Below are 16,871 nucleotides of genomic sequence, written 5' to 3' on the forward strand. Positions count from 1 at the left end.
TTATTTCCTCCCCCGCTTACTTTCCAAGCTTTTCCGCAAGTTTCAGGTCAAGAGCCGCCTTTTTCTCAAGGAACCTCTTGAGCCTCTTTTTCTCCATGCCCCAGTAGAAGCTCTTTACAGGAGGCAGGACATCCATAAGCAGCTTGGAGGGCAGGAAAATCTTGCAGGGATAAATATGCTTCTTAGCCTCAGCAATGCCGTCAATCATACGCTCTGCCACAATATCAACCTTCTGCAGAGGGAAAGGCTGACCAACATCGATGCCGTCGCCGCCAACCACAAAGAAATTGGTGGCTGTGGAGACAGGGTAAACAGCCGTGAGTTTCAGATTCTTCGGCGCTTCCAGTCTTACTGCCTCCTGGAAGCCCTTCATGGCAAATTTCGTAGCGGCATACAGTGTATAGCCCGGAATCGCCATCTCACCCATGGCGGAAATTGTAAATACCATGTGTCCAGGCCTCCCCTTTAAGTGCTCCAGGTACTTGGTATATGTATAAATAGGCGAAATAGTATTCAGGTTAAAAATGTTCTGAATGCGGTCCCAGTTAACGTAATCAAACTTCTCATAATAAGGGGCTCCTGCATTGGCGATAAGTATGTCAATCTTCCCCAGAATGCTCTGGGCCTTCTCCATAAAGGCATCTACTCCCTCTTTGGTACTAACGTCGCAGTTAAAAAGATGCACGTTCTTGCCATAGCCTGTGAGCTTTTCAACGGTTCTTGACGTGGCAAAAATTCTGTTATGGTTTGCCGCAGCCGAGAGCCTGTCCAGAAGCTCTTTGCCAATGCCGCTGGAAGCGCCGGTAATTACGATATTCTTACCTCTGATAAGCTTAATCTTGTTTTTGATTCTTCGCTTTGATACAGGACTAATTCTGTTCATTGTTATCCCCCTTATAATCTCATAACTGTGTCATAAGCATCATGGCAGGCATGGGCTATGGTTCCCGATGTATTTGAGTCTCCGACTTTATATACATTCACCAAGCCAAACTCCGACAGTTCCTTATACAAACTATCTACAGGTGACACTCCAAGAGCATTCACCACTACATTCGCCTTTATCTTTTTCTGTTTTCCGCTTCGTACCTTCTCTAAAAGAACTCCTTCCTCATCCACAGAAAGAAGCTTAGTTCCGGTCATAAATTTGGCTTTTTTGCCTTGTAGCCTTTCCATGGCATCATCCACCAGCTGGAACCAGGTTCCCGGAGCAAGCGCATCTGCCATTTCAACCACGATCACTTTATTTCCTTTATCGCATAGGACTTCGCAGGTCTCAAGGCCGGTCATTCCGGAGCCTGCAATTATCACATTGCTGTTTTCTATTGTTCTCTTCCCAAGAAGCACATCCACAGCGGACACCACATTCTTTCCGTCAATTCCGGGTATGGATTTGGGTAAAAGAGGTCTGCCGCCCGATGCGATGAATACCACATCAGGCTTTCTCTCTGCGATTTCCTGTGCAGATATTTCTTTTCCGAGTTTAACCTTGACGCCCTGCTTACGAACTGCTGTCAGAAGGTCCTCTATGCACCAGTACAGGCGCTCCTTATTTATTCCCGAAGATGCAGCGATAACCTGCCCTCCGGCTTTGTTCTCTTTTTCAAAAAGTTCTACTTCGTAGCCTCTCATGGCAAGCGTCTTGCCCGCAGTAAGGCCTGCGGGGCCTGCTCCCACCACAATAGCTGTACTGCCGGCTTTGTCCTTAGGCATGCTGTAGTAGGCTCTTTCATTTGCTATGCTCATGTTAAGAGCACACTCACCGGGGAGTCCTTTGCCCGCATTGGTCATGAAGGAGCGGATACAGTTAAGGCAGCCAATGCACCTTTGAATATCCTCGGGATGGCCGTTTTGCGCCTTATTAGCCCAGTGGGGATCACAGATAAAGGTTCTGGCTGACGCCACAAAATCCTGATATCCTTCCCGAATCTGCCTCTCAGCCTGATCCGGCTCTCTGATGACATTGGCCGCGATCACGGGTATGCTGACCGTTTCCCTGATAGCCTTGGCAAGATACTTTCTCCATCCCGGCTCATAGGTTGTAGGCTCGAGCCAGCAGTTATACACGTCATAATTTGCGCTGGATACATTTATTGCATCTACGTCCAGTTCTTCCAGGCGCCTTGCGATTCTTTTGCCATCCTCAAGATTATAGCCAAGCTGCGGCTTACCTATCCGGGCATACATCTCATCTACGGAGAGCCTTACGATCAAGGGATAGTCCTTACCGCAGCGCTTCTTAATACCTGTGACGATTTCCTCAAGAAAGCGCATACGCTTATCGAAACTTCCGCCATATTCATCTGTTCTTAAATTTGTATAAGGGGATAAAAACTGTTGTATCAGATATCCGTGGGCTCCGTGAAGCTCAACTGCGTCAACGCCTGCCCTTTTGCACCGCTCAGCTGCGTCAATGAAATCACGGATAAGGTCGTGAATTTCCTTAATGCTCATCTCATGGAGTCTTGCAGCGCCATGGGGAGCCTTAGGGCACTTAGAGGGTGCCTGCACGGAAAAACAAATGCCCTTTTCCTCCATACCAAGAAGAATAGGAGTGCATTTGTACATCAGCTTCATGAATCCCGGAACCTTCTCGGCAACGGGAATGACCATGGGAAGTGAATTGATGGAACTGGCAAGCCCCTGCCTTCCCGCATGATGGAGCTGGATTGCCAGCTTGGCACCATGGCTGTGGATCTTGTCCGCCATCCTTCTCATGGGTTCAATATGATAGTCATGACTCATGGCAAGCTGAGTATAGGTTGCCGCGCCTGCCATGTCATTTACTCTGCAGATTCCGGGAATTATCAGTCCGACTCCTCCCTTGGCTCTTTCTTCATAATAATCGGACAAAGTATCTGTGACCTTGCCACTGGGCTCTCCCAGACTAAACTCTGCAGCGGTCATAACAATTCGGTTCTTAACGGTCATGGTTCCGATATTCATCGGACTAAACAAAAGATCGTACATTATCCCCCCCTAAATAATCCTATACATTCTCGCCTCATAAGGTCTCAGTAGTCCATGCCTTGCTTCAAGCAGATTTAAATCATCCCTGATAAGCTGCAATCTGTTCTCACGCAGCCTGTCACTCTTTCTTGGGTAGTTGCACAGTATCAGCTTTTTCCTGCGTTTCAGGTACTTATCCGGAAGATGGAGTTTCACCGGGAAGTGTGAGAATGAGCACACGATCAGGTACACCTCTCCCTCCAGGGCTCTCTCATACATATAGATATTCTTATCCTTATGGTTATATTCCTTATATCTTCCGTACAAAAGAGTCTGCGAGCTCTTCCTTAGCTTCAGACACTTCCTGTAGAAATTAAGGATACTGTATTCATCAGCCTCCTCAGTGGCAACATTGACCTTTTTATAATTGGGATTTACATAGAACCAGGGCCTTGCCTTACTAAATCCTGCATTCTCGCTGCCATCCCACTGCATGGGAGTTCTTGCGGAGTCCCTGCTGGATAAATGTATCCTGTGAAGCCTTCGCTCCGGGTCCTCCTTGAGATGATAGGAGTAATAATTATTCTTGGAAGATACATCCACATACTTATCTATGGAATCCAGGCGGATATTGGTCATTCCGATTTCCTGCCCCTGATAGATAAAAGGAGTTCCCCTCTGGAACAGGTAGCTCACAGCCAGCATAGTTCCGCTCTCTCTCCAGAAATGGTGGCTTCCGTACCTGCTAATGATCCTAGGATGATCGTGATTTTCCAGATACAGGGCGTTCCAGCCATCCTCTGCCAGGGCATACTGCCACTTGGAAAAAGCTTTTTTGAGCTTCACAAGAGAAAACGGCCTGTGCAGATATTCAGTGAACATGCAGTCCGCCATCATATGGTCAAAAGAGAACATCATATCCAATGACTTGGTGGGGCCTGTCAGATATTTTCTGGCGGATTTGATATTGGTCATGGGACCTTCCCCCAGCTGGAAGCAGTCGTATTCCTCGCAGACCTTGCGAAACTCCGCCATATATTCATGGATGTGAGGACCGTCCTTGTAGTGGGACATACCCTTGGCTGCGGGAAGGAAAGGAAGTGCATCGGGAAGTCCCTCTTTTTTGGATATGAAATTGATGACGTCCTCTCTGAAGCCGTCCACTCCCATGTCCAGCCAGAAGCGCATGATGCCCTTAACCTCCTCCCTCACCTTGGGATTATCCATGTTAAGGTCGGGCTGCTTCTTGGCAAAAATATGTAAATAATACTGTTTTCGTACATCATCGTATTCCCAGGCCTTGCCCTCAAAGAGAGAGTCCCAGTTATTGGGCTCATCGCGCCAGATGTAGTAGTCGCTGTAGGGGTTGTCCTTGCCCTTGCGGCTCTCCAGAAACCACCTGTGCTCGTCGGAGGTGTGGTTCACCACCAGATCCATTATGACCTTAAGGCCAAGCTTATGGGCTCTGTGAAGCACTCTCTTGAAGTCTTCAAGGGTTCCGTAGTCCGGGTGAATATCCCTATAATCCGATATATCATAGCCAAAGTCCGCATTTGGAGACGGATAGATAGGTGAGAACCAGATTCCGTCTACCCCAAGGCTCTTAATATATTCCAGTTTCTCATATACTCCGATGAGATCTCCTATCCCGTCTCCGTTTCCGTCGGCAAAGCTGCGGATCCAGATCTGATAGAAGCTCATCTCCTTGTACCAGTCCTTATGAGGGACCTTTGTATCAGTCTTTTGATTGTCCACCGATTTTTTTCCTCATCTCAGAAATGTCATCGCTAATGGTTTCAAAATCCTCTGCTATATCGCTCTTTAGTTTCTCGAAGCGGTCTGAGAGCTGCTCCCTGCGCTCCTCCATGACAGTTTCAAGTTCCTCGAAGTTCTCTCTCATGCCCTCATAGAAGACCCTGGGAGCATTGAATATCATCTCGGTTCCGTCAAGAACAATTCCCGCGGACTTGTACAGATACTCAAGACTCTGATGTTTCCTGTGGCCGAACTCGCCTCTCATGGACTTCTCATAGAGAACTCTGTATCTGTCATGAGCTGTATGTACTGCTTCCTCCCAGGAGATGTAGATCTCATCCATGGCATGCTGCCCTATGTCATGGAGGTGATCCAGGTCCTTGCCGGCGCTTAACAGAAGCTCCGCCATAGACTGGGCATTTTCTTCGATAAGAAGACCGTTTCTGTCATGGGTGACACCCTCAGCTGCACAGGAACCCTTGATAAGGACGCTGCCAAGACCGCAGGCTGCGGCTTCTCTTACAACGATTCCGTTGGTGTCATATACCGAAGGGAAAATAAAAAGGTTCGCCCTTGTATTCCAGGCACGGAGCTTCTCCCTGTCATGCTCCGGGCCGGTAAAAATAATACGGCCCTTCATGCCCTCTTTTCCCTCTGTGTGATTGATTGCGCCACCATCCACAACATCAAGGGCAATGCCGTAGTCTCTTACCCTCTGCTGCATCTGTGCAGCATCTGCGCCGCCTCCCACAAATACACAGCGATAATCGAAGTTATTCTCCGAAAGGATCTTCATGGCGTCCACAATTATTGGAAGTCCCTTGTATTTCATAAGTCTTCCGACGAAGAGAAATACAGGAACCCCTTCCGGAAGATCAAAATCCTTGGTAGTCTCTTTTACCAGAGTTTCATCTGCTCTTCCCTTAGGGAAGTCCACGCCGTTATTCATAACGATATAATCGCCCTGATAGCCCAGTGAGCGAAGGTTCTCGCCAGCGCCTTCCGATACAACCCAGACTTCATCGCAGGCTTCTATATTGCTGACCATGGTCTTAATGGTCTCCTGCTTAAGAAAGCCCTCTCCCACCGCTCTTGCTATATCCACATCGAACTTGGTGTGATAGGTAAAAACAATGGGCGCTCCGGTCTGTTTTCTTAATATCCTGGCCATAATGCAGGAAGCCGCAGGGCAGTGAGTATGGATGATGTCCGGCTCAAATTCAGCCAGCTGCGCTACTTCTCTTATGGATAAGGGATTGCCGGTTCGATAACCGTTCACGAAATCCGTTGTGTCAAAGCTTGGATAAGAAATAACTCTATAGGGATAGCCCTCATATTTACCATCCGGATATCTTGGAGTTCCCACAACGACATTTTCATTGAGCTGTCCTGTGAGGACCCTTCCGTAGTTCATTACAACATTCGCAACTCCGTCTATAACAGGCGGAAAAGAATCATTTAAAAGAACAATATTCATACAATTCCTCCATTTGGGTTTCACCTATATACTATTATGTCATGTTTTAGCAAAATTGTGCTAAAATATTGTATTGTAATGTACAATCACACAAGAGGGGAGATAAAAAAATGGCCAGAAAACAAAGTGTTGAACGAGCAAATGAACTTACCGGCGGCTTTGCAACAGCTCAGAAAACAATTGTAGTTCAGTTTAGAGAAAAAGAACGTAAAACCGATGAACTATTGCAGCTGATCAAACAGGACGCACTGTCCAAAGGCCTTAAGGACTCCGATTTTGAAAAGGTTGATATGTATATCAAGCCCGAGGAGCAGAAGGTGTTCTATGTCATCAACGGACAGACTAACGGAAGCGTTGATTTTTAAGGAGGGGGAAATATGGCAACAGTTTTTGTTGTAGCTAATCAGAAAGGCGGTATCGGCAAAAGTACCACCGCAACCAATCTTGCCGGAATTCTGGGGAAGAAGGCTAAAACACTTCTAATCGATGCTGATCCTCAGGGCAACAGCACCAGCACCTACGAAGCCAAAGTGGAGGATGTGGCAACACTCTATGACGTAATAATTGACTCAGACAAGCTTCCAATTGCGGAAGCGATCCAGCACACAGACAACGGCGACATCGTAGCCTCCGACCCGCTTCTTGTTAAGGCAGAGAAGATGCTGGACGGCGACGTTGAGGGATTCTACAGACTTAAGGATGCCCTTGAAGGACTTGATGACTACAAATACATAGTGATAGACACAGCTCCGTCACTTAATATCATTCTCTACAACTGCCTTATCGCAGCAGATAAGGTTATCATCCCCGTAACTGCAGATGCCTATTCCATGCAAGGCATTCAGCAGCTCTATGACACCATCATGGCTGTCAAGCGCAGACAGAACAGAGACCTGTCAATCGCAGGACTTCTCCTTGTTAGATATTCAGGCCGCTCCAATCTCGAGCGTGAAACAAGAGATAATATCGAGGCAGTTGCCAAGCAGATGAATACCAAACTGTTCAAAACTGTCATAAGGGAATGTGTTAAGACCAAAGAGGCGCAGGAACAGAAAAAGCTCCTTATAGACTATGCTCCGAAATGTAATACTTGTCTGGATTATGTGGAGTTCTCGAAGGAATTGATGAAGAGATAATGTATAGAAGGACGGTTGTGAGTCAATGGGGACGGTTCTTGCTGACTCACGAAGCGAGTCAGCAAGAACCGTCCCCATTGACTCACAACCGTCCCTGTCGATTCCCATTCAACTTACTCACCCTCAATAATGCACAAAATATCCTGCAGCACATTGATATATCTTCCGGTGAGCTCAATCATCTCTCTGACATGGTCCCTGCTCACCTCCAACGAATCTGCAATCTTCTCAATAAACTGCATCTCCTTCTCATCAAAATCCCCATCAGAAAACAGAAGGCCGATGATCTCCATGATCACAACCTTCCTACTCATGGTATCTGATTCTGCAAAGCAGGCTAATACTCCGTCCAAGGTTCTGGCGTGACTCATTGGAAGAGATATTCCCATCTCTGCACAGTACTGCTCTATCATAATATCTTCTTCATCGCTGATGCTGCCATTGGCCGCAGCCGCAAGTCTGGCAAGGTCGATGAATGCTTCTTTTTCGTCGTCTCTAAGTAAATGTAAAAACATAGGCTACTTCCTCAAATCAAGAATATAATTTGATTATACTATAGCAAAAGAGCTTTCGCACTATTCAGTGCGAAAGCTCTCTTTTATACTATTATTTCTTTGGTATTACTTTAAATTTACCGGAAGTCTTAATATTTGAGCCGTCTAATGTTCTGATCTTTACAGTTGCTGTACCGGATCTGCCATAAGATGTAATCTGAAGGCAATAATATCCTGAATTAACTGTGTCCGGAACACACTCAGCATGCAAAATTGACTCATTAGTAGAAGATACCTCAAAAGGATATTTGCTCAGTATCCAGCTTTCATGCTTTTCTTCACCAATTTTGAAGCCGCCGATGTATTTTCTTATTGTCAGAATAAAATGATTGTAATTCTGTGTTCTACCATTTGCCTCTTTATGAGTCCATGTTCCTGCTCCCTGAGGCAAGCCAAATCTATAGTACTTGTTAACACGTTCAACAAGATTAACTGTTCTCAATGGCCAATAAGCATTAGATCCATCTGTAGAACCTGCATACACGGTTATTCTTGCGGAGCTAAAACCATTATTTACAATCCAATCAGTGGCATTTTTCTTAGTTTTTACTGTTCCGCCTGAGATTGTTGCAACATGCTTTGCCTCATCATCAGTAAGGGTTCTCGAATTAGTTGATACAACTACTCTCCATTTAAGTTTTTTAACTGTTGGTGTTGTTTTATTTTTGCCATAAGGAGTGGAATAGAACTTCATCTTACCACCCTCTGCCAGGATGTTAGGGTTCTGATTCCTGATCTCATAATAAATCTGAGTTACAGGGTTAATAACCTTAACAGTTAGTTTAGCTTTCTTGCCGGATCCATCATCGGTTGCAGCTGTCAATGTTACAGTACCGGTGGTCTTTGCCTTGATAGTATATGATCCATTAGAGTTTTTCACAAGTGAGATTTTGTTATGGTCATATTTATCACTCCAAACAATAGGAGCTCCGTTGTCAGCAGAAACACTTACGGTTGCTTCTTTTTTAACATCTACTACTTCTTCCAAGCCAAGAGTAATCTTCTTGGTTACTGCGCCGCTTCTCTTAATCTCTACTTTTTTAGCCTTATTACGAATTGTTACGGTATAAGAAGCCTGCTTATGAGCAGGATCATTGGCAGTTGCTGTCAATGTAACCTTTGTCCAGTTAGAAACGTACTGATCAATAATAAGCTGTCCTGTTGTAGGTACAACTGTAACGCCTGATGCACCGCTTACTTTCCATGTAACTGCCTTGCTGCTTGCATCGCTGTTAGCCTTAACTTTGTACTTAGGCTTTGAACCGGGAGTAACAAACTTTGAACCGGTTACTTCAAGTGAAGTAACTGTCTTTCTAACTTCAATGGTAACGGAAGCCTTCTTGGAGCCGTTTCTGTCCTTACAAGTAATTGTTGTCTTACCTTTGCTAAGACCTGTAACAACACCGCTTGCATTTACTGATGCAACGCCGGGCTTACTTGATGTCCACATAGCAGCAGAAGAAACTGAATTACCTGCCTTATCAAGGAACTTAGCGCTTAAAGTAATTGATTTCTGTGCGCCTACCTCATAATAGATTGATGCTGACTTAACGGCGCCCTTCTTGTCGGTCTTAACATTAAATGTTGATGCATTAGCAGCTGTTGTGATTCTAACGCTTGCAACATTGGATGTTGTAGCACCAAATCTTCTGGAAGCTGCTCCGATAAGCTTGCTAACATTTACAACGTTAACATTCTCAAGAACATCAGCTGTATCAACAAGTGCAGCCTTGATATCTGCAGGAGCAACGTGTCCGAACTTGGTCATATAGAGCGCAGCTGCACCTGCTACTACAGAAGAAGCAAGAGCTGAACCGCTCACCATTACGTAATTGCCGGTCTCGTCTGTTGTCCAGATGTTGGATCCGGGAGCTGCGATATCTGCGTAAGAAGCATCTGCTACATATGAAGCAATCTTGCCTGCCTCATTGACAGCTGCTACAGCGATAACATTCTCATAAGCTGCAGGATATACACCCTTGCTGCTGACTGCAGCAACCATTGTAACACCTGCTGCATTAACTTCATCGATAACATAAGTCATCTGAGGATCGATATTAGATCCGCCAAAGCTCATATTGATAACGTCAGCCTTGTTCTCAACAGCTGTGCGAAGCTGTGACATAACACCTGCTGATGTAAGATCTGTCTTAAGGTTAAGAAGCTTAACGCCGGGAGCAATACCTGCGCCGCCGTTCTCGTTGATTCCGGCACCGATAACGCCTGCAACCATTGTTCCATGGCTTCCTTCAACGCTAGCCTCATTAACAAGGTTAAGCTCTGAAATATCAGCAATACCGTCATCGATAACTGCTACAACTACATCTGAAGTCTTGTTAAGTCCGTCCTTACCAAGGCTCAGCCATGCTGAATAAGAATCAACCATCTGGTGATGCCACTGATATTCATCAGAAGCAGGATCAAAATAAGGCTCGCTCATGAAATCGGGAAGTTCCTCAGAAGTCTCTTCCTCAGCCTCTTCCTCTGTCTCCTCAGCTTCCTCATCCTCTGCCTCTTCGGCATCCTCGGAAGCCTCTTCGTCTGAAGACTCTTCATAAGCTACTGTGTCATCTTCAGCGATATCTTCAAGTACTTCCTCTTCAGGAGCCTTAGTTACATCTACGGTCTCATCCTCAGAAACCTCTGCTGTGCTCTCCTGAGAAGCTGTCTCCTTGAATAATCCGAAATAATCTGCATCAACAGATGTAAGCTCATCATATGCAAAGAAATAATTAGGAGTAACTACAGGAAGGTTAAGACCATCAATAAATGCACATGAATATGCGCTCTCAACGCTAACCTCTGACTCAGAGAGATCAATAACAGCAACTCCGTTCTCAAAGCTCTTAAGAGAACCTGCATAAGCTGCAGCTACTTTCTCAGCATGCTCCTTAGTTTCTGCAAGAAATACTACCTCATCCTTGGCATAATCCTTGCCCTCTTCAAGTGAAGAGAAATCTTTAAAATATGTATCTTTCTTGGTAACGGATTCAGCCTTTACAGCAGCCTCAGATGCTGTAAGCTCATATCCTTCTGCCATTCCCACAATTCCTGCAGGAAGCTCTGTCTCTTCTGACATAAGAGCAGCTTCATCTTCTACTGAGCTGTCCACAGAAGCCTCATCACTTGCCTCTTCGGCAGCTTCTGTTACGTCCCCATCGGAAACCTCTTCAGGCTCCTCAGTAACAGGCTCTTCTGCGATCACTTCAACAGGCTCTTCAGCATCCTCGATGCCCTCAGACTCTTCGGTCTCCTCGTCATCGATAACTTCCAATTCCTCAACCGGTACAAAATCAGTGGAAATATCTTCGTAATTCCCAAGTGAGTCTTCCGATTCTGCTGTCAGATCATAGTCTTCTGTAAGATCAATGTTAGTGCTCTCATCAATATCTGCCGCATTTGCATACTGGACTTGCCCCACAAGCATAGCAGCAGAAATAGTTGCAGCCATAAACTGCTTGAACTTTTTCTGAAACATTCTTTCATTCCTCCCTTTTTAATAGCTTTTTTATATTATAGAATCAGAGTGGCGCATGCAAGTTTTTTCACAAAAAAAACACATAAAAAACACAAAAAAGTTCTTATCAAATTTCGATAAGAGCTGCAATAAAAATTCAATATTCAATTTAGAAAATTAAACCAATTTATTCTCAAAAACAGGCAATTTACAGCACTGTATTTTTATCTTCCCAAGTAATGGCAATTCCCTCTTTATCAATATCTGTTATAATGAAATATAGTAAACTAACAATCGGAAGGTAGGTGAGCTGCGATTATGAGAACTGAAGATGATGTTAGAAAGAAATTACAGGATGAAATAGATACTTACTTAACATGCCCGAAGTTCTCCGTGGAGGAGCATGCTCACAATATTACCATGCTGGCCTGGGTCCTAGACGTAACAGATATGGAACTCAGTGACCTCATCAAGGAATCCGAGAACGCCTTCATGGGATGAATGGCAGCGAATAAAAAAATAAACAGGAATCGGCTAAGGGTATTCCCGAAGCAGATTCCTGTTTTTGTTTTAATGAATCAATTCATTACTTATTAACTTCGCAGTATAAGAAATATTTGTATCCAAGAGGACTTGAGAAGAATCCGCTTACACTGTCGTCGATCATGTACAGATCTGTGTAGTAATAGATAGGGCAGATACATCCTGTTGACATAAGAAGATCTTCTGCCTTGTGCATAAGAGCATAACGTGTCTTGGAATCTGTGCACTTCTTAATAAGACCGATTACAACGTCATAGGTCTCAGCCCATGTTCCGTTCTCAACCTTAACGTCATAGCCAAGGTCTGTAAGGTCGATGCTATAAGCCTGAACGCCTGCGTTGTCGCCCTTGCCGAACTGAACGTCGTTGTTACCGGAAGCTGTTGTCCACATATCAAGGAAGGAAATAGGATCGTTGTAGTCGCCGAGCCATCCGTTACGTGCGATTGAGTAGTTACCAGCCTTACGTGTATCAAGGAATGTAGCCCACTCCTGGTTCTCAAGGTTGATTGTGATGCCTACTCCTGCGAAGGTTGACTGAATAGCCTCACCGATTGCCTTATGTCCCTCTGATGTGTTGTAGAGGTATGTAAGTGTAGGGAAGTCAGTAAATGTTCCTGAAGCGTCGTCATAGGTGTAGTATTTCTTAAGTGTCTCAATAGCTGATGCCCAGTTAGACTCATAAGCTGCTGTAGATACATCATAGTATCCAACATAGCCTGAACCGTTACCTGCGTTCTGATAGAACTCTGTTCCGTCAGCATCTGTAAGACCCATAGCTACGAAGGAAGACGCAGGAACCTGTCCGCCCTGTGCAATGTCGTTAACGATGTGGTTTCTGTCGATGAGAAGAGCAAGAGCATTTCTGATCTCGTTCTCTGCGTTAGCCTTCTCAGCGCCTGTAAGAGTGCTGCTGTCAGGAAGGATCTTCTCGTTGATGTTCCAGCATACATAGTAGGTTCCGAGCTGACCTGCTGTTACGAACTCGTTGGGATACTTGGTCTTGAGGTTAGCAATCTCGTTGGTAGGAACATCATCGATGAACTGCCAGTCGCCGTTCTCGAAGTTAGCGAGCTGGTTGTTTGCATCATCTGAAAGATAGAAGTTAATCTCACCCATCTTAACCTTAGCTGCGTCATAGAACTTGTCGTTCTTCTTGAGAGTGATAAGTGAGTTGTGCTCCCATGCTGTCATTGTGTAAGCACCGTTGTTTACATAGGTTGCAGGATCTGTAGCCCAGGACTCGTTGGCAACAACATCCTCACGTACAGGGAAGTATGTAGGGAATGCAAGAAGCTCGTTCCAGTAAGCAACAGGTGTTGTAAGAGTAACTTCAAGAGTCTTGTCGTCTGTGGCATGAACATTGAGCTTCTCATCGCCTGTAGCGCCGTCTGCCCAAATAGCCTCATAGCCATCAACAACCTCGAACATGTAGCCGTAGTCAGCTGCAAGAGCCTGACCTGCTGCTCTGTTCCAAGCAAACTCAAAGTCTGAAGCCTTAACAGGCTGACCGTCGGACCATGTAAGTCCGTCTCTTAATTTGTAAGTATAAGTAACTGTTCCGTCTGCGTTCTCGACACCCTCAACAAGAGCCTCAGCGCAATCAGGCTGGATCTCAAGGTTGCCGTTTGCATCAAGTCCCCACTTGGCAAGACCTGAGAAGAGGTGGCTGATAAGTGTAGCTCCATCTACAGCCGAGTTAAGTGCAGGGTCCAAGGTTGCAGGCTCAGATGCAAGGCAGACATTGATTGAGCTTGAGCTTGCACTGTCTGACTGCTTTCCGCAGGCTGCGAGGCTTAAAACCATGCATAAAACAAGTACTACTGATAATAACTTCTTTTTCATAATTACCTCCTTAGTATGAAGTTTTTTATTGAAAATATGGTTTTTCCATATTTTTCATCTTATTAAGCGATGTTCTCGGGATGATGACAGGCCACAAAATGCCTTGAACTAAGTTCCTTGAGCTCCGGCATGGACTCTGCGCACTCAGGTGTTGCATGAGGACATCTGGTTCTGAATGGGCACCCTGAAGGAGCATTTAAGGGACTTGGAATGTCTCCCGATAAGATAATTCTCTTATTGGCCCTTGCGATCTTGGGATCCGGAACGGGAACCGAAGACAGCAGTGACTTACTGTAGGGATGAATCGGATGGTCGTAGATCTCATTTGCATCCGCCAGCTCCACCAGCTTACCAAGGTACATAACTGCTATTCTGTCACTGATATGTCTTACAACAAGAAGGTCGTGGGCAATGAACAGATAGGTAAGTCCCAGCTTGTCCTGAAGCTCGTCAAACATGTTGATAACCTGTGCCTGAATGGAAACGTCAAGGGCAGATACAGGCTCGTCGCAGACAATGAACTCAGGGTTAACCGCAAGGCTACGGGCGATTCCGATACGCTGTCTCTGTCCGCCGGAGAACTCGTGGGCATATCTTGATGCATGCTCAGAGTTAAGTCCTACATACCCCATCAGCTCGAGGATACGCTCTCTTCTCTCCTCCTTGGTATTGTACAAATTGTGAATGTCCAGAGGTTCTCCGATGATATCTGATACGGTCATTCTGGGATTCAAGGATGAGTAAGGATCCTGGAATACCATGGTGGCCTTTTTCCTGAATTCCTTGATATCGGCATCGGTCTTGATAAGTTTGCCGTCGTACCAGATCTCTCCGGCTGTGGGCTTATAGAGATTAAGGATGGTACGGCCAACGGTTGTCTTGCCGCATCCCGACTCACCTACAAGTCCAAGGGTCTCTCCCTTTTTAATTGAAAAAGATACATCATCAACAGCCTTAAGAGGTCTGGATTTGAAAAATCCTACATTGACGTTGAAGTACTCTTTAAGGTGTTTGATCTCAACGAGATTTTCTGTCTTTGCTGCTTCACTCATGGGCTTCACCACCTTCCATAGACTTCTTGACGTTCATCCAGCAGGCTGCCGCATGCCAGTCATTAATCTGCATACGCTCTGCTCTCTCACGAAGGCATATCTTCATGGCATTGTCACATCTTGGTGCAAAAGGGCATCCCTTAGGCATATTCAATAGATCGATAGGTGTTCCTGAAATAGGCTCCAGTTTCTTTCCCTCTTTTCCCTCTGTGGGGATGGAACGAAGAAGACCCTTGGTGTACTCGTGGCAAGGATTGTAGAATATCTCATCGGCTGTTCCCTGCTCGCAGATGGAACCTGCGTACATAACGATAACTTCGTCGCACATCTGAGCAACTACGCCCAGGTCATGAGTGATCATGATAATGGCCATTCCCAGCTCTTCCTGAAGAGACTTCATAAGATCAAGGATCTGGGCCTGAATAGTAACGTCAAGAGCTGTTGTGGGCTCATCAGCAATAAGAATATCCGGTTCGCAGGCAAGGGCCATGGCGATCATTACACGCTGTCTCATACCGCCTGAGAACTCATGTGGATACTGATTCATTCTCTTTTCAGGCTCATTGACGTTAACGAGCCTCAGCATCTCGATGGCACGTTCTCTGGCCTGTTCTTTGTTTCTGTCGGTGTGGAGGAGAATTGCCTCCATAAGCTGATGTCCTATGGTATAGGTAGGATTCAGTGAGGTCATGGGATCCTGGAAAATTATGGATATCTTGTTGCCTCTTACGGTCTTCATAACCTTCTCGCCGGCGCCAACAAGCTCCTGTCCGTCCAATTTGATGGAGCCTGAGACAATCTTGCCTGTTCCTGCGAGGATCTGCATTATGGAATAAGCAGTTACAGATTTGCCGCTTCCCGACTCTCCTACGATTCCCAGGACCTTACCTCTGTCCAGGTAAAAAGATATTCCGTTAACCGCTTTCACTTCACCTGCGTCGGTAAAAAAGGAAGTGTGCAGGTCTTTTACTTCTAATAAACTCATTTATGTGTTCTCCTATGTATTTAGTAAGGAAGCTTAAGTGTCAAGCTTGGGATCGAAGGCATCGCGAAGTCCGTCGCCGAAAAGGTTAAGGGACAAAACGATGAGTGAGATAACAAGTGCAGGTATCACCAATCTGTAAGGATAGGAGGAAATACCATTGAGCGCATCAGAAGCCAGAGATCCAAGTGAAGGCATAGGTGCGTTAACACCAAGTCCAAGGAAGGACAGATAGCTCTCAGTGAAGATCGCGCTGGGGATCTGAAGTGCTGTTGAAATGATGATGACTGAGAAGCAGTTGGGAAGAAGGTGCTTCAAGATGATCCACTTTCCTCTTGCTCCTGCAGCCTGTGAAGCCAGGACATATTCCTGCTCACGAAGTGAAAGGATCTGACCTCTTATAAGTCTTGCCATTGATACCCAGTACAGAACACCGAATACTATGAACAGGCTTATGATGTTGGAGCCGATCTTGGCAAGAACCGTTCCGTCCAGAGCTCCTTCCATTACCACCTTAAGTACCGAAGATAACAGGATTACCATCAGCATGTCAGGCAGTGAATAAATGATATCTACGATTCTCATGATGATAAGGTCCACTTTGCCGCCGGCATAGCCTGCGATGGAACCGATTGTCATTCCGATAATAAGAACGATGATACTTGCAAAAAAGCCTACCGCAAGGGAGATTCTTGTTCCGTAAACAACACGGATGAAATAGTCACGTCCCTGGGAATCGGTGCCAAATATGTGAGGAACAACGCTCTCTCCGCTGTCGATAAGTGCCAGCTCGGAGGCTCCGTATTGGAAGGGCTTAAGATCCTTGAAGGTGTTATCAACGGGCTTACCCGGTGTCATTCCAAGCATCTGGTCATAGGAATAGGGCCAGAACATGGGAATGAAGATGGCTGCCAAAGTGATAAGAACTATAATAAAGAAACAAACTGTTGCAACTCTGTTTCTCAAAAGTCTTTTTACACTGTCCTTAAAGAACGTGGATGAAGGGCGCATCTGCACCATGTATTCTTTTTCTTCCTCGGTGGCAGGAATAAAGTCATCCATATTTATCTGTGTGCTGAGCTTAGATATATCCATTTAAAAAATCTCCTAATCTATAGTTTGT

Annotated in this window: 13 protein-coding genes; 3 read left to right on the forward strand and 10 right to left on the reverse strand. The window is 45.5% G+C overall.

Annotated elements, in window-relative coordinates:
• Nucleotides 1-16: 16 nt before the first annotated feature.
• From G588_RS18605 to G588_RS0100655, 4 genes are read right to left on the reverse strand one after another with little or no spacing between them, the layout of a single operon-like run.
• Complete coding sequence (locus G588_RS18605) at nucleotides 17-883, reverse strand: SDR family NAD(P)-dependent oxidoreductase (protein ID WP_022776821.1); 867 nt, start codon at nucleotides 881-883, stop codon at nucleotides 17-19.
• A gap of 11 nt (nucleotides 884-894) precedes the next feature.
• On the reverse strand, nucleotides 895-2,970 hold the full coding sequence (locus G588_RS0100645) for an oxidoreductase (protein ID WP_022776822.1): 2,076 nt from the start codon (nucleotides 2,968-2,970) through the stop codon (nucleotides 895-897).
• Nucleotides 2,971-2,979: 9 nt separating this feature from the next.
• Nucleotides 2,980-4,704, reverse strand: a complete 1,725-nt coding sequence (locus G588_RS0100650; RefSeq protein ID WP_022776823.1) for a glycoside hydrolase family 13 protein — start codon at nucleotides 4,702-4,704, stop codon at nucleotides 2,980-2,982.
• Nucleotides 4,685-6,181 carry a glycosyltransferase gene (locus G588_RS0100655; protein ID WP_022776824.1) on the reverse strand — a complete coding sequence of 499 codons (1,497 nt, stop codon included), beginning with the start codon at nucleotides 6,179-6,181 and terminating at the stop codon, nucleotides 4,685-4,687. The genes G588_RS0100650 and G588_RS0100655 overlap by 20 nt, the downstream gene beginning before the upstream one ends.
• Nucleotides 6,182-6,291: 110 nt before the next feature.
• Here G588_RS0100655 and G588_RS0100660 point away from each other — a divergent pair, with 110 nt between their 5' ends.
• Entirely contained in the window at nucleotides 6,292-6,546 is a 255-nt protein-coding gene (locus G588_RS0100660; protein WP_022776825.1) for a DUF6465 family protein, read from the forward strand.
• 12 nt (nucleotides 6,547-6,558) lie between these two features.
• The gene (locus tag G588_RS0100665; protein ID WP_022776826.1) at nucleotides 6,559-7,317 is read left to right on the forward strand and encodes a ParA family protein; all 759 of its coding nucleotides are present in this window, start codon (nucleotides 6,559-6,561) and stop codon (nucleotides 7,315-7,317) included.
• 113 nt (nucleotides 7,318-7,430) lie between these two features.
• Here G588_RS0100665 and G588_RS0100670 read toward each other — a convergent pair whose 3' ends face one another.
• Nucleotides 7,431-7,832, reverse strand: coding sequence for a hypothetical protein (locus G588_RS0100670; protein WP_022776827.1), 402 nt, complete (start codon nucleotides 7,830-7,832; stop codon nucleotides 7,431-7,433).
• A gap of 91 nt (nucleotides 7,833-7,923) precedes the next feature.
• Nucleotides 7,924-11,349 (reverse strand): S8 family peptidase, encoded by a 3,426-nt coding sequence (locus G588_RS18610; protein WP_022776828.1) that lies wholly within the window; start codon nucleotides 11,347-11,349, stop codon nucleotides 7,924-7,926.
• 297 nt (nucleotides 11,350-11,646) lie between these two features.
• Here G588_RS18610 and G588_RS0100680 point away from each other — a divergent pair, with 297 nt between their 5' ends.
• Nucleotides 11,647-11,829 carry a hypothetical protein gene (locus G588_RS0100680; RefSeq protein WP_022776829.1) on the forward strand — a complete coding sequence of 61 codons (183 nt, stop codon included), beginning with the start codon at nucleotides 11,647-11,649 and terminating at the stop codon, nucleotides 11,827-11,829.
• A gap of 85 nt (nucleotides 11,830-11,914) precedes the next feature.
• On the opposite strand, the gene G588_RS0100685 is transcribed toward G588_RS0100680, so the two are convergent.
• The 4 genes from G588_RS0100685 to G588_RS0100700 all read right to left on the reverse strand — a co-directional run bounded on the left by G588_RS0100685 (nucleotide 11,915) and on the right by G588_RS0100700 (nucleotide 16,843).
• Nucleotides 11,915-13,714, reverse strand: a complete 1,800-nt coding sequence (locus G588_RS0100685) for a peptide ABC transporter substrate-binding protein (RefSeq protein ID WP_022776830.1) — start codon at nucleotides 13,712-13,714, stop codon at nucleotides 11,915-11,917.
• A 62-nt stretch (nucleotides 13,715-13,776) separates the two neighbouring features.
• A complete protein-coding gene (locus G588_RS0100690; RefSeq protein WP_022776831.1) occupies nucleotides 13,777-14,766 on the reverse strand; it encodes an ABC transporter ATP-binding protein in 990 nt (329 codons plus the stop codon).
• Nucleotides 14,759-15,751 (reverse strand): ABC transporter ATP-binding protein, encoded by a 993-nt coding sequence (locus G588_RS0100695; protein ID WP_022776832.1) that lies wholly within the window; start codon nucleotides 15,749-15,751, stop codon nucleotides 14,759-14,761. Before G588_RS0100695 ends, G588_RS0100690 begins: the two co-directional genes overlap by 8 nt.
• Before the next feature lie 33 nt (nucleotides 15,752-15,784).
• Complete coding sequence (locus G588_RS0100700) at nucleotides 15,785-16,843, reverse strand: ABC transporter permease (RefSeq protein WP_022776833.1); 1,059 nt, start codon at nucleotides 16,841-16,843, stop codon at nucleotides 15,785-15,787.
• Nucleotides 16,844-16,871 lie beyond the last annotated feature (28 nt).

The organism is Butyrivibrio sp. AE3009 (assembly GCF_000420845.1).
In the GTDB taxonomy this organism is placed as follows: Bacteria; Bacillota; Clostridia; order Lachnospirales; family Lachnospiraceae; genus Butyrivibrio.